Raw genomic sequence first — 25,187 nt, 5'->3', positions numbered from 1 at the left:
CAGCAGGCGCGCCGGTCCGCAGTGACCGCCCGTACGCACCCCGTACGGGTGGGCACCGTCGTCCCAGACCCGCGCGCAGACCTCTCGCACCCGCGAGGGGTCTTTTCGTTTTCCGGCCCACCCGTGCCGGGAGGCGGCGGCGCGCGGGATCATGAGGGCGGTGGAGCCGGTTCTTCCGGTAGACCGAGATCCGACACAGGAGCCAGACAGATGACGACGGAAACCAGCAGGCCCGACGACGCTTTCCACGTGTTCGACACCACGCTGCGCGACGGCGCGCAGCGCGAGGGCATCAACCTGACCGTCGCGGACAAGCTGACCATCGCCCGGCACCTGGACGACTTCGGCGTGGGCTTCATCGAGGGCGGCTGGCCCGGCGCCAACCCGCGCGACACCGAGTTCTTCGCCCGCGCCCAGGACGAGCTGACCTTCCACAACGCCCAGTTGGTCGCGTTCGGCGCCACCCGCCGCCCCGGCGCCAAGGCCGCCGAGGACCCGCAGGTCAAGGCGCTGCTCGACTCCGGCGCCCCGGTGATCACGCTGGTCGCCAAGTCCCACGACCGGCATGTGGAGCTGGCCCTGCGCACCACGCTCGACGAGAACGTGGAGATGGTCCGCGACACCGTCTCGCACCTGCGCGCCCAGGGCCGCCGCGTCTTCGTCGACTGCGAGCACTTCTTCGACGGCTACCGCGCCAACCCCGAGTACGCCAAGGCCGTCGTGCGCGCCGCCCACGAGGCGGGCGCCGACGTCGTCGTCCTGTGCGACACCAACGGCGGCATGCTGCCCGCCCAGGTCCAGGCCGTCGTCGCCACCGTCCTCGCCGACACCGGCGCCCGCCTCGGCATCCACGCCCAGGACGACACCGGCTGCGCGGTCGCCAACACCCTCGCGGCCGTCGACGCGGGCGCCACCCACGTCCAGTGCACCGCCAACGGCTACGGCGAGCGCGTCGGCAACGCCAACCTCTTCCCGGTGGTCGCCGCCCTGGAGCTGAAGTACGGCAAGAAGGTGCTGCCCGAGGGCGCGCTGCGCGAGATGACCCGGGTGTCGCACGCCATCGCCGAGGTCGTCAACCTCACCCCGGCCACCCACCAGCCGTACGTCGGCGTCTCGGCCTTCGCGCACAAGGCGGGCCTGCACGCCTCCGCGATCAAGGTCGACCCGGACCTGTACCAGCACATCGACCCCGAGCTGGTCGGCAACCGCATCCGCATGCTGGTCTCCGACATGGCGGGCCGCGCCTCCGTCGAGCTGAAGGGCAAGGAGCTGGGCGTCGACCTCGGCGGCGACCGCGAGCTGGTCGGCCGGGTCGTGGACCGCGTCAAGGAGCGCGAGCTGAAGGGCTACACGTACGAAGCGGCGGACGCGTCCTTCGAGCTGCTGCTCCGCGCGGAGGCCGAGGGGCGCGCCCGGCGCTACTTCCGCACCGAGTCCTGGCGCGCCATCGCCGAGGACCGCCCCGACGGCTCCCACGCCAACGAGGCCACCGTGAAGGTGTGGGCCAAGGGCGAGCGGATCGTCGCCACGGCGGAGGGCAACGGCCCGGTCAACGCCCTCGACCGGGCGCTGCGCGTCGCCCTGGAGCGGATGTACCCGGAGCTGGCCAAGCTGGAGCTGGTGGACTACAAGGTCCGCATCCTGGAAGGCAAGCACGGCACGTCGTCCACGACCCGCGTCCTGATCTCCACCTCGGACGGCGACGGCGAGTGGTCGACCGTCGGCGTCGCGGACAACGTCATCGCGGCCTCCTGGCAGGCCCTGGAGGACGCCGTCACGTACGGCCTGCTCAGGGCGGGTGTCGAGCCCGCCGAGTAGACGCGGGCGGCACGAACCGGGCCGGGCCGGGTTAGCGTGGAGTATGAGGCCCACCCGGCAGGCGGCGTCCCGGCTGACCGTCATCCTGTCCGGACCGCTCCTGGCCCTGGCCGCCGTCCTCGCGACGGCGCCCGCGGCCGGGGCCGCCACGGACGTCCAGACGGTGGCCGACGCCTTGCGCGAGAATCCCGTGTACGTCGACGAAGCGGCGGCGTCCCAGGTGTCCCAGGCCGACGCCGACGCCCTCGCCGACAAGATCAAGAAGGCCGACAAGCCGGTCTTCGTGGCCGTGCTCCCGGCGGACTTCCCGAAGCGCGACCTGTTCCGGAACCTGCGTACGGCGACGGGGATCACCGGCGTGTACGCGATCCGGCTCGGCGACGCCTTCGACGCGAAGGCGGACGGAGCGGCCCTGTCGAAGAACGCCGTGAGCAACCTCGCGGCCCTCGTCCAGGGCGAGAGCGCGACCCGGCAGCTCAACGACTTCGTGGACCGCGCCCTCACCCAGACCTCGGGCCGCGCGCCCGCCTCCTGGGGCGACACCGGCGGCGACGACGGCGCGCCCGTCGGGGCGCTGATCGGCGTCGGCGCGGCGCTCGTCGCGGGCGGCGCGGGCGCGTACGCGCTCACCCGGCACCGGCGCCGCAAGCGCGCCGAGGAGGAGCGCGCGGCCCTGGAGAAGCTGCGGGTCGTCGTCGACGAGGACATCACCGCCTTCGGCGAGGAGCTGGACCGGCTCGACTTCCACCCGGCGGAGCCCGGCGCGGACGACGCGATGCGCGCCGACTACGAGCGCGCCCTGGACGCGTACGAGAAGGCGAAGTCCTTCATGGCGGCGGCGGAGCGCCCCGAGCAGGTGCGGGCCGTCACCCAGGCCCTGGAGGGCGGCCGCTTCAGCCTGGCCCTGCTCGCCGCGCGCCGCGAGGGCCGCGCGCTGCCCGAGCGGCGGCCTCCCTGCTTCTTCGACCCCCGGCACGGCCCGTCGGTCAAGGACGCCGAGTGGACCCCGGCGGGCGGCGCGCCCCGCGAGGTCCCGGTGTGCGCGGCCGACGCGGTGCGCCTGGCCGACGGCGCCGACCCGATGGCCCGCACGGTGGAGTCCGAGTCCGGCGAGCGCCGCCCCTACTGGGAGGCGGGCCCGGCCTACGGCCCCTGGGCGGGCGGCTACTTCGGCGGCGGCCTGCTGCCGGGCCTGCTCGTCGGCACGATGCTCGGCACCATGATGTCCAGCCCCGCCTACGCGGCGGCCTACGGCTCCGGCTACGGCGACTTCGGCCCGGGCGCGGGCTACGAGGGCGGCGACGTGTCCGGGGCGGACTTCGACGCGGGCGACTTCGGGGGCGGGGACTTCGGAGGGGGCGGCGACTTCGGGGGCGGCGGGGACTTCGGGGGAGGGTTCTAGGACCGCGCGGGGCGCGGGCCGAGCGGGACGGCGCTTGACGGCACTTGACGGCACTTGACGGCACGAGAATGAAGCGAGACGATACGTATCGTCTAATTCTCGTCCCGCACGCACCGGAGGTCCCATGCGTCACCCCGTCACCGAGCAGTACGTGACCCCCGCCCCCGGCGTGCGCCTGTGGACCGAGCGCCGCGGCGCCCCGGACGCGCCCCCGCTGCTCCTCGTCATGGGCGCCGGGGCCTCTGGTCTCGCCTGGCCGGAACCCTTCGTGGACGCGCTGGCCGAGCACCACCGGGTGATCCGCTACGACCACCGCGACACCGGCCGCTCCACGGCCGCGTACGACGAACACCCGTACTCTGTACGGGACTTGGCGGGCGACGCGGTCGCGGTCCTGGACGCCCTGGACGTCCCCCGCGCGCACGTCGCCGGACTCTCGCTCGGCGGCCTGCTGACCCAGCTCCTGCTGGCCGACCACCCCGACCGCGTCCTGAGCGCCACGCTCATGGGCACGGCCGCCCTGAGCGCCCTCCCGTACGAGGCTCCGGACGGCACGGTCACGGCCGCGGCCGAACTGCCCCCGCCCGCACCGGAGGTCCTGGAGTTCTGGTCGCACTTCGGGGACGACCGCGACCCGGAGGCCGAACTGGAGTGGCGCCTCGCGCACTGGCGGCTCCTCGCGGGCGGCCGACTCCCGTTCGACGAGGACTTCTTCCGCGACCAGGAGCGCCGGATCATCGCGCACACGGGTACGCACCTCACGTCGACGGCACACGCCCGCGCGGACGCCTCCGGTCTGCTGCGCACGGAGGAACTGGCCCGCAACGAGGTGCCGACCCTGGTGATCGCGGCCCCGGAGGAGCCGGTGTTCCCGCCGCCGCACGCGCGGCACCTGGCCCAGGTCATCGGCCGCGCCCACCTGGCCGAGATCCCCGGCATGGGCCACGCCCTGCCCCCGGCCGTCCACGGCCCGCTGGCGGCGGCGGTCCTGCGGCACACGCTCGGCGCCGGGGTGCGCGCGTGACGCGTCAGCTCCGAGGCGGCCTGGGCGGGGACACCTCCCACCGGCCGGAGTGCCCGGGCGGCAGCCCCAGGTCCTCGCGGACGGCGGCGTAGTAGGCGCTGCGGGCGGCGCGCTGCCGGGCCAGCAGCGCGGACCAGGTCTCGGGCTCGCGCGCGCCCGAGCGCAGGAAGGCCTCCATCTCGATGACCACGACCACCCACTCCCGCGCCCGCTTCACCACCGCGGGCGCGCCGAGCAGCAGCAGCGCCTCACCCGCCGGGTCCCGCGCGTCGGCCGCGGCGGCCAGCTGCTCCTCCGCGTCCCGGGCGGACAGCGGGTGCGGATGCGGGTCGTTGCCCTGGTGCGCGGCGATCCGGTAGGTCAGCGTGACGGTCTGCTTCAGCACCCGCGCGTACTCGACGTACACCCCGAGCCGCCGCTCCTCCCACCGAGCGTCCCGCTCCCGCCGAAACCGCACCTGCTCGCCGCGCATGACGACGAAGAACGACCCCACGGCCCCCACGACCACCCCAATGAGCGCGGGCAGTTGAGCCAGAAACCCAGACATCACCGCACCCTATCCCCCCGCCCCAGGACCCACGCACGGCCGGGCCTGCCGCGCGGAGGGGGGCGAGTGCCCCTTCCAAAGCCCCGGTCACTTGGGGACAAGCCCGGCTTCCCGGCCTGTCTGGCGTTTGAGGAGGGCCGCGCTAGCGCGATGAACCCGTGCCGGGTCTGGCAGGCGGCGACGAGCCCGCTTTCCAAGCCTGTCTGGCGTTTGAGGAGAGCCGCGCTAGCGCGATGAACCCGCGTCCGGTTTGGCAGGCGGCGACGAGCCCGCTCTTCAAGCCCGCCCGGCGTTTGAGGGCGTGCGCGGCAGCGTGATGGGCCCGCGCCCGGTCCGGCAGGCGGTGACGAGGCCGCTTTTCAAGCCTGTCTGGCGTTTGAGGACGAGCGCTCCAGCGCGATGAGCCCCGCGCCCGGTCCGGCAGGCGGCGACGAGCCCGCTCTTCAAGCCTGTCTGGCGTTTGAGGAGAGCCGCGCTAGCGCGATGAACCCGTGCCGGGTCTGGCAGGCGGCGACGAGCCCGCTTTTCAAGCCCGTCCGGCGTTTGAGGGCGTGCGCGGCAGCGTGATGGGCCCGTGCCGGGTCGGGCAGGCGGTGACGAGCCTGCTTTTCAAGCCTGTCTGGCGTTTGAGGACGGGCGCGCGTTAGCGCGATGAGCCCCGCGCCGGATCAGGCAGGCGGTGACGAGCCCGCCTTTCAAGCCTGTCTGGCGTTTGAGGACGAGCGCGCTAGCGCGATGAGCCCCGTGCCGGGTCGGGCAGGCGGTGACGAGCCCACCTTTCAAGCCCGTCCGGCGTTTGAGGACGAGCGCGCCAGCGCGACAAACCCCACCGCCACCGCCACCGCCACCCGAAGACGAGACCCCCCGACAAAGCCGGTCCGGCGCTTGAGGACGCGCGCGGAGCGCGAACCACCGCCGAAGGCCCGGCCCCCCAGGGGGTGCCCCTAGGCGTTCTTGATGGCCGAGATGTCGAACCGCAGCTTGATCTTGTCGGAGACCAGCACGCCGCCGGTCTCCAGCGCGGCGTTCCACGTCAGCCCCCACTCCGACCGCAGGATCTCCGCCTTGCCCTCGAACCCCACGCGCTCGTTCCCGAACGGGTCCTTCGCCGAGCCGTTGAACTCCAGGTCGATGGTGATCGGCCGCGTCGTACCGAGGATCGTGAGGTCGCCGGTGAGCCGGTAGTCGTCCCCGCCCAGCGCCTCCGCCTTGGTGGAGCGGAAGGTCATCGTCGGGAACTCGTCCGTCTTGAAGAAGTCGGAGCTCTTCAGGTGACCGTCGCGGTCCGCGTTGCCCGTGTCGATGCTGTCCATCCGGACGTCGAGGGTCGCCGTGGACGCGGACGGGTCGGAGCCGTCCAGGTGCAGGGACCCGGTGAAGTCCTGGAAGGAACCCTTGACGTTGGTGACCATGGCGTGCCGGGCGACGAAGCCGATCGAGGAGTGCGCGGGGTCGATCGTGTAGTCGCCGGACAGCGCCGAGAGGTCCGGTCCGGCCGCGGCGGGCGCGGAGGTGGCGGGGGTGGTGTCGTTCTTGCGGTTGAAGAGACCCATGACGTGCTCCTGGGGACGAGTAGTTGAATGCTCAACGAGATTCACCGTAGCGCGATTCAGTTCAATATTCAACATCAAGCGGAGGGTGTCGAGTCGATTACGCGCCGAGTCGATTGCGTGCCGAGTCGATTACACGCCGAGCCGGGGGAGAGGCGAGCGGGGAAGGGGAATCGAGGGAATGTGATGGCGCCACGCGTGGTGCCACGGCGAGGGCTTCCGGTGATGGCGGATGCGGCTGCCACGTCGTGCCGGATGTGCCGGGCGCTCACTCGTCGGGCGTCGCGAGCCTCAAGCTGACCTGCCGCGAAGGGGTGCGCGGGGGCGACGGGCTGCGATGTCGGGGCGCGGGGAACTTGCCATGGTGCCACCGTGGTGCCATAGTGATGCCATGAATCTCACGCCGTATGTCGACCAGCTCCGTCAGGAGCTCGCGGTCGCCGCCGAGGCGGGCGGGGAGGACGCTCGCGCGGTCGCCGAGCGTCTGATCGCGCCGCTGGAGTCGGCCACGCGACTCACCATGCTGAACGTGCTGTCCGCAGCCATGGACGAGATTACCCGAGACCTCGCTCCCGGCTCGGTCGACGTGCGCCTGCGCGGGGGAGACCCGGACTTCGTGGTGACGCCGCCGCCCGTCAGCGAGGCGTTCGAGGCGCCGGTCATGGAGGTGCCCGTGGCGCGCCCCGCCCCGGCCCCCGCCCCCGACGCGGAGGAGGGCGGCACCGCGCGGATCAACCTGCGGCTGCCGACGCACCTGAAGGCGCAGGCCGAGGAGGCCGCCGCCGCGGAGGGCCTGTCGGTCAACGCCTGGCTGGTCCGCACCGTCGCCGACGCCCTCAAGGCCGGGGACGCGAGCCGCCAGACCGCGCACCGCGGCGCCCAGGGCGCAGGACACAGCTTCACGGGATGGGCGCGGTAGCGCTGCGCGAACCGCCGATACTCGTCTGCGGCGCCGTCGTGGCTGAGCGCGCCCACGCGGCGGAAGCCGCACAGCGGCACGGCCCCGCGCCCCTCCGGGACGCTCCGGCGCCGCACCCACCACGCCCGCTCAGGACCCCCACGCCGAGGACAGCACCATGCCCACCTTCGACACCGCCAAGCCCGTCTACGTCACGGTGATCCTGGAAGTCGGGACACTGCGGATCACGGCCGACGACCGCACGGACACGGTCGTCGACGTCCGCCCCACCACCGAGTCGCGCGCCGCCGACGTGCGCGCCGCGGAGCAGACCCGGGTCGAGTACGCGAGCGGCAAACTGCTGGTGAAGGGCCCCAGGGACCGCTCCCTGTTCGGCAGGGGCTCCTCCGTCGACGTGACGATCGCGCTGCCCGAGGGCTCCCACGCGCAGGTCACCACGTCCATGGCCGACCTCACCACCGAGGGCCGCCTCGGCGAGGTCGCGTTCAAGACCACCAGCGGCGACGTCCGCATCGCCCGGGCGGGCTCGGTCCGCGCGAACACGGGATACGGGGAGGTCCTCGTCGACCACGCCGAGGGCCCCGTCGACATCACCACCGCGTCCGGCGCGGTGCGCCTCGGCACGGTCGGCGGCACGACCCTGGTGAAGAACTCCAACGGGACCACGGAGATCGGCGAGGCCACCGGCGAGCTGCGGGTCCGCTCCGCCAACGGCTCCGTCAGCATCGGCCGCGCCCACGCCGACGTCACCGTACGCACGGCCAACGGCCCCATCGAGGTCGGCGAGGTGGCCCGCGGCACCGTCGTCCTGGAGACCGGCACCGGGCGGCTCGGCATCGGCGTCCGCGAGGGCACCGCCGCCTGGCTCGACGTGCGCACCAAGTCCGGGGCGGTGCGCCAGGCCCTCGGCTCCGCCCAGGGCCCCGGCGACTCCGGCGAGACCGTCCAGGTGCGCGGCCGCACCAACTTCGGCGACATCGTCGTCCACCGCGCCTGACCGGATCCTTGCGGCGGCCCGGGGGCCCGCGCGCCCGCCGGGCCGGGCGCGCGGGCGGCGGACGACGCGCCCCCGACGGCCCCGGCGACCTCGCCCGAGGCGCCTCGCGGAGCGTCCCGGACCCCGCCCCCGGTTGTCGGCCCCCGCCAATTCGGTGGCACGGCGAAACGGCGCGCCCCCCTCCGCCGACCGCACCCCGACTAGGCCCCGGCCGCCGCGCGGCGGCCGGGCCCGGCGGGGAAAGTCAGGGGCCGCTAGGGGGCGTAAGCTGCGACATCGCGGTCCGGGCGGAGCACCCCGCTCCACCGCGGAGTGTGAGCCGAGTCTCATTCGGCGGCCTTGTGGAATCCCTACAGCCGAATGGGCCTCTGAGCAGTGGCTTCGGCTGTACCGCACAAAACTTCTGTCCGGGGGTGCCAGGAAAACGGTCCGGAGACTGTGCAGAGTCGACGGTCCGTTTTCCTCGGTCTCCTTCGTAAGGTCGAGAGCATGACCGTTTTGGACGAAGCTGGATCTTCGGCGGGGGAGCCCACCGACGCGCGGGGCCGAGTGGCCGAATTGGCCGAGATCCGTGCCCGGGCACTGGCGGGACCCAGCGAGAAGGCGACCGAGGCGCAGCACGCCAAGGGCAAGCTGACGGCACGCGAGCGCATCGCGCTGCTCCTCGACGAGGGCTCGTTCCAGGAGGTCGAGCAGCTCCGTCGGCACCGCGCCCAGGGCTTCGGCCTGGAGGCCAAGAAGCCGTACACGGACGGCGTCATCACCGGCTGGGGCACCGTCGAGGGCCGGACGGTCTTCGTCTACGCCCATGACTTCCGGATCTTCGGAGGTGCCCTCGGCGAGGCGCACGCCACCAAGATCCACAAGATCATGGACATGGCCATCGCGGCGGGCGCGCCCCTGGTCTCCCTGAACGACGGCGCGGGCGCCCGCATCCAAGAGGGCGTCTCCGCCCTCGCCGGGTACGGCGGCATCTTCCAGCGCAACACCAAGGCCTCCGGTGTCATCCCGCAGATCTCGGTGATGCTCGGCCCGTGCGCGGGCGGCGCGGCCTACAGCCCCGCCCTGACCGACTTCGTGTTCATGGTGCGCGACACCTCGCAGATGTTCATCACCGGCCCGGACGTGGTCCGCGCGGTGACCGGTGAGGAGATCTCCCAGAACGGCCTGGGCGGCGCCGACGTGCACGCCGAGACCTCCGGCGTGTGCCACTTCGCGTACGACGACGAGGAGACCTGCCTCGCCGAGGTGCGCTACCTCATCGCGATGCTCCCGCAGAACAACCGCGAGAACCCGCCCGTCACCGCCTGCGACGACCCCGTCGACCGCCGCTCCGACGTGCTGCTCGACCTCGTCCCCGCCGACGGCAACCGGCCGTACGACATGGCGAAGGTCATCGAGGAGCTCGTCGACGACGGCGACTACCTGGAGGTCCACGAGCGCTGGGCGCGCAACATCATCTGCGCGCTCGCCCGCCTGGACGGCCAGGTCGTCGGCATCGTCGCCAACCAGCCGCAGACCCTCGCGGGCGTCCTGGACATCGAGGCCTCGGAAAAAGCCGCCCGGTTCGTCCAGATGTGCGACGCCTTCAACATTCCGATCGTGACCCTGCTCGACGTGCCCGGCTTCCTGCCCGGCGTCGACCAGGAGCACGGCGGCATCATCCGCCACGGCGCGAAGCTGCTGTACGCGTACTGCAACGCGACCGTGCCGCGGATCTCCCTCATCCTGCGCAAGGCCTACGGCGGCGCGTACATCGTGATGGACTCCCAGTCCATCGGCGCCGACCTGACCTACGCCTGGCCCACCAACGAGATCGCCGTCATGGGCGCCGAGGGCGCCGCCAACGTGATCTTCCGCCGCCAGATCGCTGCGGCCGAGGACCCCGAGGCCATGCGGGCCCGCATGGTCAAGGAGTACAAGGCCGAGCTGATGCACCCGTACTACGCCGCCGAGCGCGGCCTGGTCGACGACGTCATCGACCCCGCCGAGACCCGCGCGGTGCTCATCAACTCGCTGGCGATGCTCCGCAACAAGCACGCCGACCTGCCGTCCCGCAAGCACGGGAACCCGCCGCAGTAGCGGCGCGCCACAAGGAGACGCCCACCATGACCACACCCGACATCCGCGTCGAGAAGGGCCACGCCGAGCCCGAGGAGGTCGCGGCCCTCACCGCGATCCTGCTCGCCCGTGCGGCCGCGCAGCCCGACGCGCCCGCGCGCCGGGGGCGCGACAAGGCCGGTTGGCGCCGCCTGGAGCGCACGCCGGGCTTCCGCGCCCCGCACAGCTGGCAGGGCTAGCCCGGCCCGGCCCGGAAACGCCTGTGGGCCCCGTACTCAAGCGAGTACGGGGCCCACAGCCATGTCACGACAACGATGGGAAAGCGCTCCGCGCCACCGTCCACCCCTTGACGGGGAGTCACGGGCGGGCGGGTGGGAGAAAGTAAACACCCACCCACCCGCGCCCGGAGGACTACCGCAACCGAGCCATCAGCGCATGCTCGACCAGGGTGATCAGCGCGGACTTCGCGTCGGCGCGATGCCGTGCGTCCGTCGTGATGATCGGCGTGTCTGGCCCGATCTGAAGGGCCTCCCGGACCTCGTCCGGGGTGTACGGCTGGTGTCCGTCGAAGCCGTTCAGGGCGATCACGAACGGAAGCCCCGAGTTCTCGAAGTAGTCAACGGCGGGGAAGCAGTCGGCGAGCCTCCTCGTGTCGACCAGGACGACCGCGCCGATGGCACCGCGCACGAGGTCGTCCCACATGAACCAGAAGCGGTCCTGTCCCGGCGTACCGAACAGGTAGAGGATCAGGTCCTGGTCCAGGGTGATGCGGCCGAAGTCCATGGCGACCGTCGTGGTCGTCTTGTCCCCGGTGTGGGTGAGGTCGTCGATGCCCGCGGAAGCGGACGTCATGACGGCCTCGGTGCGCAGCGGGTTGATCTCGGAGACCGCCCCGACGAACGTGGTCTTGCCCACGCCGAAGCCGCCCGCCACCACGATTTTCGCGCTGGTGGTGGAGCGGGCTGTTGCTCCGCCGCTAGAGCTTGCGAAGTCCACTGAGCACCCTTTCGAGCAGTGTCACGTCTGGCTGGCCGCCGGCGGACTCGTCACCGCCGGGCTGATGGATGGCGACGAGACCGGCCTCCGCCAGGTCGGCGACGAGGATCCGGGCGACGCCGAGAGGAATGGAGAGCAGCGCCGAGATCTCGGCCACTGACTTGATCTCGCGGCACAGGTTGCAGATCCGCTGGTGCTCGGGCAACTGCCCTTGCAACTGGTGCGGTTGCGCGGTGGTGTGCACCAGCGCCTCGATGGCGAGCTGGTACCGCGGCCTGGTCCGCCCGCCCGTCATGGCGTACGGACGCACCAGCGGATTGCTCGCGGGAGGCGCCGGATCGGGAGCGCGGTGCTGCTGCGGCCGCGGTTGCGGCTGCGGCGCGTGCTGCACGCGCGGTGCGTACGGCTGCTGGTCGTACGGCTGCTCGTACGGGCCGGGCGGGGCCGGTGCCTGCGGACCCGGCTGCCGGTACGGCGGCTGGCGGCGATGGCTGGGCGCGGAGGGGAAGTTGTACCGGTTCTGCGAACCGTCACCCTGGCCCTGGCCGTGGCCCGAGGGCCAGTGGGCCGATGACGAACCGTCTGGGGGTGTTGCAGCCACGTACTCCTCCTCCGAAACTGTGCCCGGCGCCATCACTGTGGAGCCGCGTCCCGAAACCTTACGGCCCCGGGACGCGAATACGCACCGTCTGTCTGTTAGTTGAGCAGGCTCCCCTGAAGCTCCGCGCGCAGGTCCGGAGTGAGGACGGTGCCCGCACGGTCGACGAGAAGTGCCATCTCGTACCCAATGAGGCCGATGTCCGCCTCTGGGTGGGCGAGTACGGCGAGGGACGAACCGTCCGAGATGGACATGATGAAGAGAAATCCTCGCTCCATCTCCACAACGGTCTGGGTCACCGAGCCGCCCTCGAAGATCCGGGAGGCCCCGGCGGTGAGGGACGTCAGACCTGACGCGACGGCCGCGAGCTGATCGGCTCGGTCGCGGGGGAAGCCTTCGGACATCGCCAGAAGGAGTCCGTCGGCGGAGACCACCACGGTGTGGGACACCCCGGGGGTGTTCTCCACGAAGTTGGTGATCAACCAGTTCAGGTTCTGCGCCGCCTGGCTCATCGGGCTCACACTAACGCTCCTGGTTGTAGGTGCTATCAGGGCTGAAGCCCTGGCCATTCGTGTCACTGCCCGCGCTGCGGCCCCGCTGGACGCCGCGGCGCAGGTTGCTCAGCCTGCCCCTGACCTCCTCGGGGTCGCGGGAGACCTGGGGGCCGCCCTGCGGGGACTGTTCCGCGGTGCCCTCGACCAGGTTGGCCTTGGGCACCCGCCGCGGCAGGCCGGACGAGGTGACTCCGCCCGCCTTCGGCTCCTTCAACTGCTCGGCACGGTGCCAGCGCTCGTCGTTGGCCGAACGCCAGCCGCTGCCGCCGGGCCCGCCGTTCGGGCTCGCGCCCTCCTGGCGGTCCTCGCCCTGCGCGGCGGGGACGTCACCGCCGCCGTTCGGCACGGAGCTGCCGCGGCGCGGAAGACCCGCGTCGGTCAGCTCGTGCACGACCGGGGACGGCGGCGCCTGATCGGTCGGGGTCACGGTCTCCGGGGCCACCGGGGTCGCGGAAGCAGCTCCCGGACCCTCGAAGCCTACGCGCTCCCGGTCGTCCGCGTCAGCGGCCGAGCCGGGTTCCGCTTCCGGAGCGTACTCGCCCTGGTAGCTCTCCTGGTAACCGTCGCGCAACGGCCAGTCGTCCTGGTGGGACCGTTCCGGATAAGAGAGGAACGGTTCCTGCACCCCGCCCGCGTGCGCGTCCTGACCGCCGTGGACGGACTCCGCATGCGCGCCGTCCTGGTAGCCGTCCGGCGTCGGGTAGTACGGCTCCTCGTACGCGGGCGCACCCTGGTCGTAGGTCGGCTGTCCGTCGTAGGACGCCTCGTAACCACCCTGGACCTGGTCGTAACCGGGCGTCTGCGCGGGGTCGTACGCGGCCTGCTGCGGGTCGTACGCCGACTGCTGTCCGGCGAATCCGTCGACTGCGGCGTGCCCGTCCGCTCCGCCACGGCCGTCGTAGCCGTGCTCGTACGCCGCCGGGGACCCGGGCTGGACCTCGTCGCGGAAGAGCGGTCGGCCCGCCGCCGGGTCGGGCTGGCCCGGCTGCGCCGACTGGGCCTGCGCCTCAAGGGCGGCACGGCGCTCCTCGCGCAGCAACGAGCGGCCCACCGGGTCGAGTTGGCCGTCCTGCCCCTGCTGGCCGTCACCGGAGTAGCGGCTGTCGTCGAAGCCCAGCTCGGCGGCCGTGCGGATCGGCTCGGTGGCCGTGGCCTGCTGCTCGGGGATGATCTGGGAGACCGTGAACTCGGGGTCCTGCGGCTGCTGCTGGCCACCGCCGCCGTGCGTGATGTTCTCCGGCAGCATGACGAGCGAGGTGGTGCCCGCCTGCTCGCCCGAGGGGCGCAGCTGGACCCGGATGCCGTGCCGGTCGGACAGGCGGCCGACCACGAACAGGCCCATGCGCTGCGAGATCGCGGCGTCCACGGTCGGCGGGTTGGCCAGGCGGTGGTTGATGTCCGCGAAGTCCTCGGCGGTCAGGCCGATGCCCTTGTCGTGGATCTCGACCATCACGCGGCCGTCGGGCAGCCGGGTCGCGGTGACCTTGACCTTGGTCTGCGGCGAGGAGAACGTCGTGGCGTTCTCAAGCAGCTCGGCGAGCAGGTGCACGAGGTCGGTCACGGCCAGGCCGTGGATCTCGGCCTCCGGCACGCCCTCCAGCTCGATGCGCTCGTACTGCTCCACCTCGGAGGAGGCGGCGCGCAGCACGTCGACGAGCGGCACCGGCTGGTCCCAGCGGCGGCCCGGCTCCTCACCGGAGAGGACCAGCAGGTTCTCGCCGTTGCGGCGCATGCGGGTCGCCAGGTGGTCCAGCTTGAACAGGGACTCCAGCTGGTCCGGGTCGGCCTCGTTGTTCTCCAGGTCGGTGATGAGGGACAGCTGGCCCTCGATCAGCGACTGGTTGCGCCGCGACAGGTTGGTGAAGATCGCGTTGATGTTGCCGCGCAGCAGGGCCTGCTCGGAGGCGAGCCGGACGGCCTCGCGGTGCACTTGGTCGAAGGCGCGGGCGACCTCGCCGATCTCGTCGGTGGTGGTGATCGGGATGGGCTGCACGCGGGTGTCGACGCGGCCCGGGTCGGTGCGCGAGAGCTGGTCGACCAGCATCGGCAGGCGCTGCTCGGCGATGCCGAACGCGGCGGTGCGCAGACTGCGCATGTTCTGGCTCATCTGGCGGGCCATGAACCCAGCCAGGACGAAGGCGGCGAGCAGCGCGACCACGACCGCGGCGCCGGTGATGAAGGCGTCGGTCTTGGCGTCGTCGGCGATGCCGGAGGCCTCGGACACGGCCTTGTCGGCGAGGTCCGCCTCGATGGTGCGGTACGCGTCGAACTTGGCGGTGGTCACGGCCCACAGCGCGGGGGCCGTGATGCCCTTGCCCGCCAGCTCCACGCGGGCGCTCGGCTGGGTGCTCTCCAGCGAGGCGATCAGGTTGATGGCCTTCTCGCCGTCGGGCATCGGCACGTACTTCTCGCCCTTGGCGCGCGCGTCGGCCTCGCCCTTCTCGGCGATCCGCTCGGCCTCGGCCGCGAGCTTCTTCTTCGCGTCGTCGAGCTTCTTGATGTCGGAGGGCGTGCCGCCGCCCGTGTACTCCTCGATGGCGATGCGCTCGAGGTAGGCGTACGAGGAGAAGGTGACGCGCTGCTTGGACAGCTCGTCCGGCGACGGGCCCGGCTTGACCAGCAGGTGGGTGCCGATGGAGCGCTCCAGGGAGAGCGCGGCCTTGGCGAGGGACACCGCGTAGACGGTGCGGCCGTAGGAGGTGATGTTGCCGGTGCCCAGGCCCAGCTCGTTGGCGAACTCCATCAGGGGGTGCTGGATGGCGACGTACGCCTCCTCGGTCCCCACCCCGGGCAGTTTGCTCGTGTAGGCGGCTTCGCGCAGGCCCGTCAGCTTGGGCTCGACCTTCTTGAAGGCGGCGAGGCGGCGCTTGAGGCCGTCCTTCTGAGGCATGTCCTTGGCGGCGTCGGCGAACGCCCGGGCTGCCTCGTCGGTGGCCTCGCGGGCCTTGGCCACCGCGGGGTCGTTCTTCTTGCCCCGCAGGAGCGGCGCGGCGGACACGTCGCGCTCTTCGATCAGACGGTTCCCGTAGTCGAGGGAGGCGCGCACCAGGCGGGCCGTGGCCTCGGCGTCGCGGGCCTCGTCCCAGGTGTCGATGGCGGCCTTGACCTGGAAGCCGCCCATGACGAGGCCGACGAGCACGGGTATGAGGAGGATCGCGTTCAGGCGGGTCGGCACACGCCAGTTCCTGGGTGACCACCGACTCCCGGAGGCGGCTCGGGGCCCGCCGTCCGGTGCGTCCGCGGACGGCGCTGCTGCGCGCGGCGGCGGGGTGAAGTTGCCCCGCGTGTCCCGGTCCGGGGGTGCGGGGCTCGTTTTGCTTCGCCTCACTCGACCAACAACCTCTCGGCGGCGGCTCCTGCGCTGGTGCCGCTGTCGTCTCCAAAGGCCCGTGCTACTGGGCAGTTCAGCGCATTCCAGCACGTCAGGTGGTGCTCTTCCAAACAGTAGGAAGGAAGCGTTCCGAGTGGTGTAAGCCTCAGATAAATCGGTCATAAAGAGCGAGCCCCGCCAAAAGGCGGGGCTCATGTGAGCACAGTGATACGAGCCGACCGCGTGGGGTTGCGGGGTCGGCTGAATTCTCTGTCGAAACGTTATGAACACGGCTGGCGCCCGTGTCAAAGGACACAGATCGTTCCGTGCGATATACGGCAACTTCCGTATGACCTCGCCTACTTGAGTCGTGCCATAAGTGCGTGCTCGACCAGTGTGATCAGGCCACTCTTTGCTTCCGCACGCTGTCGGGCGTCCGTGGTGATGATCGGCGTGTCCGAACCGATCTGCAGCGCCTCGCGGACCTCTTCGGGGGTGTAGGGCTGCTGGCCGTCGAAGCCGTTGAGGGCGATGACGAAGGGCAGCCCGGAGTTCTCGAAGTAGTCGACGGCCGGGAAGCAGTCGGCCAGGCGCCGGGTGTCGACCAGCACGATCGCGCCGATCGCGCCGCGCACCAGGTCGTCCCACATGAACCAGAAGCGGTCCTGACCCGGCGTGCCGAACAGATAGAGGATCAGGTCCTGGTCGAGCGTGATGCGGCCGAAATCCATCGCCACCGTGGTGGTGGTCTTGTCCCCGGTGTGGGTGAGGTCGTCAATACCGGCTGACGCCGACGTCATCACGGCCTCGGTGCGCAGCGGGTTGATCTCCGAGACCGCGCCCACGAACGTGGTCTTGCCCACGCCGAAACCACCGGCCACCACGATCTTGGCGGAGGTGGTGGAGCGGGCCTCGGCGCCGGAGTCCGGGTAGCCGCCCGCACTAGAGCTTGCGAAGTCCACTGAGCACCCTTTCGAGCAGCGTCACGTCAGGCTGGCCACCGGCGTTCTCGTCACCGCCGGGCTGGTGGATCGCCACGAGCCCGGCCTCGGCCAGGTCGGCGACCAGGATGCGGGCGACGCCGAGGGGCATCGAGAGGAGCGCGGAGACCTCCGCCACCGACTTGACCTCGCGGCACAGGTGGCAGATCCGCTGGTGCTCGGGGAGGAGCCCCATCAGCTGGGCCGGGTCGGCCGTGGTGCTCACCAGCGCCTCGATGGCGAGCTGGTAGCGGGGCCGGGTCCGGCCGCCGGTCATCGCGTACGGACGCACCAGCGGCTGGTCGCCCTCGATCCCGTAGTCGGCATGTGTCGCACCGTACGGGTCGTGAGAGGCGGTAGGCGGGGTCATGGATCCTCCGGGCGGGACAGCAGTGGTCTGCGTTCCGTCTGACTGAAGCCGGGTGGGGGCATGAGTGGCGGCCGGACGGTGGATGGTTGCGGTCGGTCGGGCGGCACCCGGCCGGTGGGGCGACCGGGGCGGGCCGGGCTAGTGCAGCAGGCTGCCCTGGAGCTCGGCCCGCAGGTCCGGGGTGAGGACGGTGCCCGCCCGGTCCACGAGCAGCGCCATCTCGTACCCGACGAGGCCGATGTCGCACTCCGGGTGCGCGAGCACCGCGAGCGACGAGCCGTCCGAGATGGACATGATGAACAGGAAGCCGCGCTCCATCTCCACCACGGTCTGCGTCACCGCCCCGCCCTCGAAGATCCGGGACGCCCCGGCGGTGAGGGAGGTCAGGCCGGAGGCGACGGCCGCGAGCTGATCGGCGCGGTCGCGCGGAAAGCCCTCGGACATCGCCAGAAGCAGGCCGTCTGCGGAGACCACGACCGTGTGGGACACCCCTGGGGTGTTGTCCACGAAGTTGGTGATCAACCAGTTCAGGTTCTGTGCCGCCTGGCTCATCGGACTCAACTAACGCTCCTGCTGGTGAGTGGGGCGAGGGTAACTGCCGGTCTGGCCGGTACCGGCCTGGCGACCCTGCTGGATGCCCCGACGGAGATTGGTCAGCCGACCGCGCACGTCGTCGGGCGCGCGCGAGACCTGCGGACCAGTGCTGTCCTGCGACTGCTGTGCGGTGCCCGCCACGAGGTTCGCCCGTGGTACGCGGCGCGGCAGCCCGGAGGTGGTGACGCCGCCCGCGGAGGGCTGCCGGACGCGCTCGGCCTGGCGGCCCAGCTCGTCGTTCGGCGAGGTGCGCCAAGCGGTGGTGCTGGTGGTGCTGTTGTTCGTGAAGCTTCCGGTGTCCGCGAAGCTCCCGGTGTCCGTGAGGTTCGCGGGGCCCGTGGTGTCCGCGGTGTTCGCCGGGGCGGCGTTGCCCACGCCGTGGGTGGCGCCGCGGGCCGGAGCCGCCGCGCCGCCCGGGCGCTGCGGCAGCGGCGCGTTCCCCGGGGACTGCGGGCGCGACGGGGCGCCCTGGCCCTGCGACGGGCGGGAGCCGCCCAGCGGGCGCCGCGGAAGCAGCGGCTCGCGCTGGGGCAGGCCCTGCTCGCGCGGGGACTGCGGCGACTGCGACGACTGCGGGGTCTGCTGCGGGGGCGTGCCCTCGGGGGAGCGCTCGCCGCGCCGCGGGAGCCGGGCGGCACCCGGGCGCTGCGGCAGGTCGGGGCGGTCGGGACCGGCGCCCCGCTCCTGCTCGGCCTGGCGCTGGGCCTCGGCCTGCCGCTCCCGCTCCGCCTGGCGCTCCTGCTCCGCCCGGCGCTGGGCCTCGGCCTGGCGTGCCTGCTCGGCCTGCCGCTCCTCCTGCGCCTGGCGCTCCTGCTCGGCCTGCTGCTGCGCCTGCTGCGAGAACCAGTTGGTCTCCAGCGTGTCGTACAGCGGAGTACGGCCGTCCAGCGGACCGGACGCGGGCGGCAGGGACTCCTGCCCGGGCTGCTGCTGGGGCTCGTGCGGCTGGTGCTGCTCGGGCGCGCCCGGCAGCTGGGCCTCGGGGCGCGGCGCCTGCGGCTGCTGCGGGATGCCCTGGTCCAGGTCGGCGCGGGGGGCCTGGCCGCGGCGCGGCGCGGGCGGCCGCGGCACGTGCGCGCCGCCGTCGGTGGCGTCCGTGCCGACCTGGGCGCCCTGGCCGAAGTCGCCCTGCCCGAAGTCGCCGCTGAACTCGCCGGTGGCGTGCGGGATCTGGCCCGGCGCGCCGGGGGTGGGGCCGCCGAAGACGTCGGAGCGGACGAACTCGCCGGTGCCCTGCACGCCGCCGGGGACGCCGGGGTCGGCCGAGCCGGGGGGCGGGCCGTCGTAGTCGGGGCGCGCGAACTGCGCGGTCGAGCCGGGGCCCTGACGCTCGTCGGTCAGGCCCGCGGGCTGCGGGAACTGGCCGGTGGACTCGTGCTCCTCGTGGCCGCGGGGCGCGTCGAAGGGGTCGCGGGAGACCTGCGGCAGGGCGTTCTCGTCGCTCCAGCTCGGCACGCGGGGGGCGGAGCTGGCGCCGGGCAGCTCGGCCCGGGGCCCGCCACGCGGCGGAAGCTGCGGCCTGCGGCCCTGGCCCTGGTCGGAGCCCGCCGGGCCGTCGGCGTTGTTCGTACGCTGCTGGGGCACCGGGGGCTGCGGCAGGCCGCCGCCCTGCGGGAAGCCACCGGGAGCGGCCGTCTCGGCCCCGCGCGTCCCGCCCTGGGAGCGCTGCGGAAGCTGCGGCGCCTGCGGGCGCCCTGCGGCGGGACCGGCCGGACCGCCGGGAGCCCCGGGGCCACCGGCGCCCGAGGGGCCGCCCGTGCCCGCACCGGCGAGGCCGCCCGGCGCCACCGGCGAACCGGCCGCGGGGCCGCCCGCCGACGGGCCCTGGGCGCCGCCGCGCGCGGGCAGCGCCGCCCGCGGACCGGAGCCCGCGACCTGGCCGCGCTGCGCTCCGGCGCCGGGACCGACCTGGTTGCCCTGGCCCGCCTGGTTGCCCTGGACCTGGTTGCGGGCGCGGGCCGCGCCGCTGAGACCGGCCGCCACGCCGCCGCCGCGCCGGGCCGCCGCGGGGCCCGCGGGTGCCGAAGGGCCGCCGGTCGGGGCGGGGGCGCCCGGCTTGCCGGGGGCCTTCTTGCCCTGGGCGACGTCCACGGGAAGCATGACGAGCGCGGTGGTGCCGCCGGAGTCGGACGGCCGCAGCTGAATGCGGATGCCGTGCCGCTGGGAGAGGCGGCCGACCACGAACAGGCCCATGCGGCGGGAGACCGACACGTCCACGGTGGGCGGCGAGGCGAGCCGCTCGTTGATCGCGGCGAGGTCCTCGGGGGAGAGGCCGATGCCGGTGTCGTGGATCTCGATGAGCACGCGGCCGTCGGGCAGCGCGTGTCCGGTGACCTTGACCTTGGTCTGCGGCGAGGAGAACGAGGTCGCGTTCTCGAGCAGCTCGGCGAGGAGGTGCACGAGGTCGTTGACGACGCGGCCCGCCACGTCCGTCGCGGGCACCGAGGCCAGCTCGATGCGCTCGTACTGCTCCACCTCGGACGCGGCGGCGCGGAGCACGTCGACGAGCGGCACCGGCCGGGTCCAGCGGCGGCCCGGTTCCTCACCGGCGAGGACGAGGAGGTTCTCGCCGTTGCGGCGCATGCGGGTCGCGAGGTGGTCGAGCTTGAACAGCGAGGACAGCTGGTCCGGGTCGGCCTCGCGGGACTCCAGCTCGGAGATGAGCGAGAGCTGGCGCTGGATGAGGCCCTGGGAGCGGCGCGAGAGGTTGGTGAACATCGCGTTGACGTTGCCCCGGAGCAGGGCCTGCTCGGCGGCGAGGCGGACCGCCTCGCGGTGCACGTCGTCGAAGGCCGCGGCCACCTGGCCGATCTCGTCCCGGGAGTGCACACCGACCGACTCCACGGACGTGTCGACGTCCTGCGGGTCGGACTCGGAGAGCTGCTTGACCAGCTCGGGCAGGCGGTCCTGGGCGACCTTGGTGGCGGTGTCCTGGAGGCGGCGCAGCGAGCGGATCATGGACCGGGCCACGACGAAGGCGCCGACGAGCGAGACGCCGAGCACGAGCAGGATGAGCGCACCGCTGATGATGGCCTCGCGCTCGGACTCGTTGCGCAGCTCGCGGGCCTTCTGCTCCATCTCGTTGAGGAGCGTGCGCTCGATGCGGGACATCTCCGCGATCTTGGTGGTGTCGGAGTCCACCCAGTCCTTGTAGGACCGCTTGCCGCGGAGCTTGATGCCGTCGGGCTGCTCCAGGACGCGCTTGGCGTAGGAGTTCGCCGACTCGATGGAGGAGTTGCCCTCGCTGATGGGCTTCAGGAGCTTCTCGTCGTCGCCGGTGTAGATCCGGCTGAAGGACTGGAGCTCGTCGCCCTCCTTCTCGAAGGCGGCGTAGGCGTAGCGGCGGTCCAGCTCGGAGAGCTTGCCGTACTCGCGCTTGTTCGGGGGCAGCGCGGCCGCGATGACGGCGCGCTGGATGGAGGCGTACTCCTTGGCGGACGAGAACGACGCCAGCGCGCGGGTGCGCTGGATCATCTCGGGGTTGCTGGTCGCCTTCGCCATGTCCTCGGAGAGGCCGAGAAGCTGCTCGATGAGCTGGCTGTAGGCGTCGACCGTCTGCGAGATCGTGTTCTTGTCGCGGTACGCGGTCTTGCGGACGTCGTTGATCTTCTGGAGCTGCCGGGTGATCTGGACCGTGCTCTGCCGGACGCCCAGCAGGCCCTTGTCGCCCTCGTTGCCCTCGAAGTTCTGCGTGGTGGTGAGGAAGTTCTTGTAGGCGTGGTCCGTCTTCTCGCGGACGCCCTTGACGGTGAAGTCGGTGGCGTTGGCGCCGTGCGCGAGGGGGCCCGCGGACTGGTCGCGCTCCTCCTGGAGGGCGGCGGCCAGCTCGGTGGCCTTCTGCGTCATGTCGGTGAGCAGCTTCATGTTGTCGAGCTGCTCGATCTCGTCGAGGGACGAGTTGATGCGCAGGGCGCCGAGGGAGGTCGCCGTGATGACGGGGAGCGCGAGGAGCGACACCAGACGGGTCGAGATGCGCCAGTTGCGCAGGGCTATTCGGGGGCCGGGACCGGGGGTGGCCTTGCCGCCCGACGCCTTGGGGTCGGTGGTGGGCACACCGCCGCCCGTCACTCCCCGACCGGCGGCCCCGGGGCCGCTGTCACCGGACTGCACCGGTGGGGGGTTCTGGGCGTGCTGGGGCGAGGAGCCGCGGTCACTTCCGCCGCGCTCCGGCTCCGCCGCAGCGCTGCCATCCCTCTTGAAACGTCCCTGCACTAGCGTCGCAACCTCTGGACCAGGCGTCCTGCCGTGTGCACGGCGGGACGGTGTCGGCGTCGTGGGGCGCCAGGGCACCCCATGGTGGTCGTGAGACCGGCGCTGCCCCCCTTCCCGCCGCTCTCGGCGCTGCGTTGCGCCCTTGTGCGCCGGTTCCATGCCGCGGCGGTCCCGGGAATTCCAGCACAGTGCCGGATCTCCAACAAGGCCCGTGGGCAACGCGGGGGCGGTGGTGACCGGGTGTGATTGGCGCGTTACGAGACGTAGAAAGTGAAGTCGGCTATATCGGACTTTCCCGTACGAGACGTGCGTGGCGTTCCGGTGTCCCAGTCTTCATGATCAGGAGCGGAATGCGCGCTTCAGTGGCGCATTGTCCGTTTTCAATGGGCGGACCACCAGCCGGAATTGACCGTTTTGCCCGCACCTCCGTGAGCAAACTCACACGAAGATCATGGCCTCTTCTCGCCATTGGTCGGGAATTGCATGTTTAGCCTGACGCTTTACAGGGATGGCGAATCCGACAACCCGGCGTCCCGCACGGGGCGCCCCGACCGACAGGGCCAGAACGGCAGATGAAGTCTGTGAAGTCGACGCTGATGTTCCGCAACATAGCCAACCCGCGCCGCACCACCCTCGCGCACCTCAAGGACGCCGACGAGGTCAAGCCCGCGGCGGAGCAGCCGGAGCACCCCGTGGAGCTGCCCACCCAGACCGCCAACCCCAAGCGCACCATCCTCACCGAAGCCCCGTAAGCGGAGCGTGTGAGCCCGTCCGGCGATCGAGGGCGCCTGAGAACGTCTGAGGACGCCTGAGGTCGACCGAGCGGCGAGTGAGGGCGAGCCGCGAAGCGGCGAAAAAGGGGGAGAGGGGCGAAGCCCCATAGACTGGATCCACCCAGATCCCCCGCACAAGCAAAGGGCACTGTCCACGTGCGTATCGCCAGATTCTCCATCGACGGCAATGTCGCCTTCGGCGCGGTCGAGGGCGACAAGCCGGACGAGCTCGTCGTCGACATCATCAAGGGCAGTCCCTACGCCGACTTCGAGCTGAGCGGCGTGAAGGTCCCGCTGAGCAAGGTGCGCCTCCTCGCCCCCGTCATCGGCCACAAGATCGTGGCCTTCGGGCGGAACTACGCGGCGCACGCCAAGGAGCTCGGCAACGAGGTCCCCGAGGCCCCGTTCGCCTTCTTCAAGCCCGCCACGTCGATGATCGGCTCCGGCGACGCCATCCAGTACCCGCCGTTCTCCGAGGAGCTGCACCACGAGGCGGAGCTGGCCGTGGTGATCGGCCGGATGTGCCGCGAGGTGCCGCGCGAGCGCGTACGGGACGTGATCTTCGGCTACACCTGCGCCAACGACGTCACCGCGCGTGACGTGCAGAAGCGCGAGAAGCAGTGGGCGCGGGCCAAGGGCTTCGACACCTCCTGCCCGCTGGGCCCCTGGGTCGAGACGGACCTCGACCCGGGCGACCTGACGATCCAGTGCACGGTCAACGGCCAGCAGCGCCAGCTCGGCCGCACCTCCCAGATGATCCACTCCATCGAGGACCTGATCGTCAACATCTCCGAGGCCATGACGCTGCTCCCCGGCGACGTCATCCTCACCGGCACCCCGGAAGGGGTCGGCCCCCTCCACGTCGGCGACGAGGTCGCCGTCACCATCGAAGGCATCGGCACTCTCACCAATAAGGTGATCAAGCGTGGCTAACGCGAATCCCGGCAGCGCTGTCCGGGTACGTTTCTGTCCCTCCCCGACCGGCAACCCCCACGTGGGCCTGGTCCGCACCGCCCTGTTCAACTGGGCCTACGCCCGGCACAACGAGGGCACCCTGGTCTTCCGCATCGAGGACACGGACGCCGCCCGCGACTCGGAGGAGTCGTACGAGCAGCTCCTGGACGCCATGCGCTGGCTGGGCTTCGACTGGGACGAGGGCCCCGAGATCGGCGGCCCGCACGCGCCGTACCGCCAGTCGCAGCGCATGGACATCTACAAGGACGTCGCCGCCAAGCTCATCGACGCCGGTCACGCCTACCCCTGCTACTGCACCACCGAGGAGCTGGACGCCCGCCGCGAGGCCGCCCGCGCCGCGGGCAAGCCGTCCGGCTACGACGGCACGTGCCGCGACCTGACCGCCGAGCAGAAGCAGGCGTACGAGGCCGAGGGCCGCAGCCACATCATCCGCTTCCGCATGCCGGACGAGGCGACCACCTTCACCGACCTGGTCCGCGGCGAGATCACCGTGCAGGCCGAGAACGTCACCGACTACGGCATCGTCCGCGCCAACGGCGCCCCGCTGTACACGCTGGTCAACCCGGTCGACGACGCCCTGATGGAGATCACCCACGTCCTGCGCGGCGAGGACCTGCTCTCCTCCACCCCGCGCCAGATCGCGCTCTACAAGGCACTGATCGAGCTGGGCGTCGCGAAGGAGATCCCGCAGTTCGGCCACCTGCCGTACGTCATGGGCGAGGGCAACAAGAAGCTCTCCAAGCGCGACCCGCAGGCGAGCCTGAACCTCTACCGCGAGCGCGGCTTCCTGCCCGAGGGCCTGCTGAACTACCTGTCCCTGCTCGGCTGGTCCTTCTCCGCCGACCAGGACGTCTTCACGATCGACGAGATGATCGCGAAGTTCGACCTCGCGGACGTGAACTCCAACCCGGCCCGCTTCGACCTGAAGAAGGCCGAGGCGATCAACGCCGACCACATCCGCATGCTGGACGTGAACGCGTTCGCCGCGGCCTGCGAGCCCTGGCTGAAGGCCCCGCACGCCCCCTGGGCCCCCGAGGACTTCGACGAGGCCGCCTGGGCGGCGATCGCCCCGCACGCCCAGACCCGCCTCAAGGTCCTCTCCGAGATCACGGACAACGTCGACTTCCTGTTCCTGCCGGAGCCGGTCTTCGACGAGGCCTCCTGGACCAAGGCCATGAAGGAGGGCTCCGACGCCCTCCTCACCACGGCCCGCGCCAAGCTGGAGGCGGCCGACTGGACGTCCCCCGAGTCCCTCAAGGAGGCCGTCCTCGCCGCGGGCGAGGAGCACGGCCTGAAGCTCGGCAAGGCCCAGGCCCCGGTCCGCGTCGCCGTCACCGGCCGCACGGTCGGCCTGCCCCTCTTCGAGTCCCTGGAGATCCTGGGCAAGGACCGCGCGCTGGCCCGCATCGACGCGGCCCTGGCGAAGCTCACCGCGTAAGCACCGCGGGTGCGCGCAGGCACCCCCCGAAGGGCCCGGAAGCCGCATCGGCTCCCGGGCCCTTCGGCG

The 25,187-nt window shown here is 71.9% G+C and carries 20 protein-coding genes; 10 read left to right on the top strand and 10 right to left on the bottom strand.

The window, feature by feature from the left end; all coding sequences use genetic code 11:
* The first annotated feature begins 210 nt into the window (after positions 1–210).
* The 3 genes from cimA (at position 211) to ACOBQU_RS11370 (ending at position 4,244) form a co-directional block, all read left to right on the top strand.
* Positions 211–1,818, top strand: a complete 1,608-nt coding sequence (gene cimA / locus ACOBQU_RS11380; RefSeq protein ID WP_423626295.1) for a citramalate synthase — start codon at positions 211–213, stop codon at positions 1,816–1,818.
* Between the two features lie 43 nt (positions 1,819–1,861).
* Positions 1,862–3,220, top strand: coding sequence for a hypothetical protein (locus ACOBQU_RS11375; RefSeq protein ID WP_423626293.1), 1,359 nt, complete (start codon positions 1,862–1,864; stop codon positions 3,218–3,220).
* 124 nt (positions 3,221–3,344) lie between these two features.
* Positions 3,345–4,244, top strand: coding sequence for an alpha/beta fold hydrolase (locus ACOBQU_RS11370; protein ID WP_423626291.1), 900 nt, complete (start codon positions 3,345–3,347; stop codon positions 4,242–4,244).
* 4 nt (positions 4,245–4,248) lie between these two features.
* On the opposite strand, the gene ACOBQU_RS11365 is transcribed toward ACOBQU_RS11370, so the two are convergent.
* Together ACOBQU_RS11365 and ACOBQU_RS11360 are read right to left on the bottom strand one after the other, a co-directional pair.
* Positions 4,249–4,791: a hypothetical protein gene (locus ACOBQU_RS11365; protein ID WP_423626289.1), complete on the bottom strand. Its 543-nt coding sequence runs from the start codon at positions 4,789–4,791 to the stop codon at positions 4,249–4,251.
* Positions 4,792–5,735: 944 nt separating this feature from the next.
* A complete protein-coding gene (locus tag ACOBQU_RS11360) occupies positions 5,736–6,344 on the bottom strand; it encodes a YceI family protein (protein ID WP_423626287.1) in 609 nt (202 codons plus the stop codon).
* 388 nt (positions 6,345–6,732) lie between these two features.
* Between ACOBQU_RS11360 and ACOBQU_RS11355 the strand changes: the two genes are divergently transcribed.
* The 4 genes from ACOBQU_RS11355 to ACOBQU_RS11340 all read left to right on the top strand — a co-directional run bounded on the left by ACOBQU_RS11355 (position 6,733) and on the right by ACOBQU_RS11340 (position 10,557).
* On the top strand, positions 6,733–7,260 hold the full coding sequence (locus ACOBQU_RS11355; RefSeq protein WP_423626285.1) for a toxin-antitoxin system HicB family antitoxin: 528 nt from the start codon (positions 6,733–6,735) through the stop codon (positions 7,258–7,260).
* A 157-nt stretch (positions 7,261–7,417) separates the two neighbouring features.
* On the top strand, positions 7,418–8,257 hold the full coding sequence (locus ACOBQU_RS11350; RefSeq protein WP_423626283.1) for a DUF4097 family beta strand repeat-containing protein: 840 nt from the start codon (positions 7,418–7,420) through the stop codon (positions 8,255–8,257).
* 489 nt (positions 8,258–8,746) lie between these two features.
* Entirely contained in the window at positions 8,747–10,339 is a 1,593-nt protein-coding gene (locus ACOBQU_RS11345) for an acyl-CoA carboxylase subunit beta (protein WP_423626281.1), read from the top strand.
* Between the two features lie 26 nt (positions 10,340–10,365).
* Positions 10,366–10,557 (top strand): acyl-CoA carboxylase subunit epsilon, encoded by a 192-nt coding sequence (locus ACOBQU_RS11340; RefSeq protein WP_423626280.1) that lies wholly within the window; start codon positions 10,366–10,368, stop codon positions 10,555–10,557.
* Positions 10,558–10,729: 172 nt separating this feature from the next.
* On the opposite strand, the gene ACOBQU_RS11335 is transcribed toward ACOBQU_RS11340, so the two are convergent.
* The 8 genes from ACOBQU_RS11335 to ACOBQU_RS11300 all read right to left on the bottom strand — a co-directional run bounded on the left by ACOBQU_RS11335 (position 10,730) and on the right by ACOBQU_RS11300 (position 21,932).
* Positions 10,730–11,314: a GTP-binding protein gene (locus tag ACOBQU_RS11335; RefSeq protein WP_030361923.1), complete on the bottom strand. Its 585-nt coding sequence runs from the start codon at positions 11,312–11,314 to the stop codon at positions 10,730–10,732.
* The gene (locus tag ACOBQU_RS11330) at positions 11,295–11,948 is read right to left on the bottom strand and encodes a DUF742 domain-containing protein (RefSeq protein ID WP_423626278.1); all 654 of its coding nucleotides are present in this window, start codon (positions 11,946–11,948) and stop codon (positions 11,295–11,297) included. Before ACOBQU_RS11330 ends, ACOBQU_RS11335 begins: the two co-directional genes overlap by 20 nt.
* A 62-nt stretch (positions 11,949–12,010) precedes the next feature.
* Positions 12,011–12,424 carry a roadblock/LC7 domain-containing protein gene (locus ACOBQU_RS11325; RefSeq protein WP_030676106.1) on the bottom strand — a complete coding sequence of 138 codons (414 nt, stop codon included), beginning with the start codon at positions 12,422–12,424 and terminating at the stop codon, positions 12,011–12,013.
* A 10-nt stretch (positions 12,425–12,434) separates the two neighbouring features.
* Complete coding sequence (locus ACOBQU_RS11320) at positions 12,435–15,794, bottom strand: nitrate- and nitrite sensing domain-containing protein (RefSeq protein WP_423626276.1); 3,360 nt, start codon at positions 15,792–15,794, stop codon at positions 12,435–12,437.
* A gap of 341 nt (positions 15,795–16,135) precedes the next feature.
* Positions 16,136–16,738, bottom strand: a complete 603-nt coding sequence (locus ACOBQU_RS11315) for a GTP-binding protein (protein WP_423626274.1) — start codon at positions 16,736–16,738, stop codon at positions 16,136–16,138.
* Complete coding sequence (locus tag ACOBQU_RS11310; protein WP_423626273.1) at positions 16,719–17,126, bottom strand: DUF742 domain-containing protein; 408 nt, start codon at positions 17,124–17,126, stop codon at positions 16,719–16,721. The genes ACOBQU_RS11315 and ACOBQU_RS11310 overlap by 20 nt, the downstream gene beginning before the upstream one ends.
* 138 nt (positions 17,127–17,264) lie before the next feature.
* Positions 17,265–17,678 carry a roadblock/LC7 domain-containing protein gene (locus tag ACOBQU_RS11305; RefSeq protein ID WP_190139150.1) on the bottom strand — a complete coding sequence of 138 codons (414 nt, stop codon included), beginning with the start codon at positions 17,676–17,678 and terminating at the stop codon, positions 17,265–17,267.
* 9 nt (positions 17,679–17,687) lie between these two features.
* Complete coding sequence (locus ACOBQU_RS11300) at positions 17,688–21,932, bottom strand: nitrate- and nitrite sensing domain-containing protein (protein WP_423626271.1); 4,245 nt, start codon at positions 21,930–21,932, stop codon at positions 17,688–17,690.
* A 572-nt stretch (positions 21,933–22,504) separates the two neighbouring features.
* Here ACOBQU_RS11300 and ACOBQU_RS11295 point away from each other — a divergent pair.
* From ACOBQU_RS11295 to gltX, 3 genes are all read left to right on the top strand, one after another.
* Positions 22,505–22,684 carry a hypothetical protein gene (locus tag ACOBQU_RS11295; RefSeq protein WP_423635017.1) on the top strand — a complete coding sequence of 60 codons (180 nt, stop codon included), beginning with the start codon at positions 22,505–22,507 and terminating at the stop codon, positions 22,682–22,684.
* 177 nt (positions 22,685–22,861) lie between these two features.
* Positions 22,862–23,638: a fumarylacetoacetate hydrolase family protein gene (locus tag ACOBQU_RS11290; RefSeq protein ID WP_423626269.1), complete on the top strand. Its 777-nt coding sequence runs from the start codon at positions 22,862–22,864 to the stop codon at positions 23,636–23,638.
* On the top strand, positions 23,631–25,118 hold the full coding sequence (gene gltX / locus ACOBQU_RS11285) for a glutamate--tRNA ligase (RefSeq protein WP_423626267.1): 1,488 nt from the start codon (positions 23,631–23,633) through the stop codon (positions 25,116–25,118). Before ACOBQU_RS11290 ends, gltX begins: the two co-directional genes overlap by 8 nt.
* Positions 25,119–25,187 lie beyond the last annotated feature (69 nt).

The organism is Streptomyces sp. G45, from assembly GCF_049542095.1.
Classification (GTDB): domain Bacteria; phylum Actinomycetota; class Actinomycetes; order Streptomycetales; family Streptomycetaceae; genus Streptomyces.
This window is presented reverse-complemented; position numbering and strand designations above follow the sequence as displayed.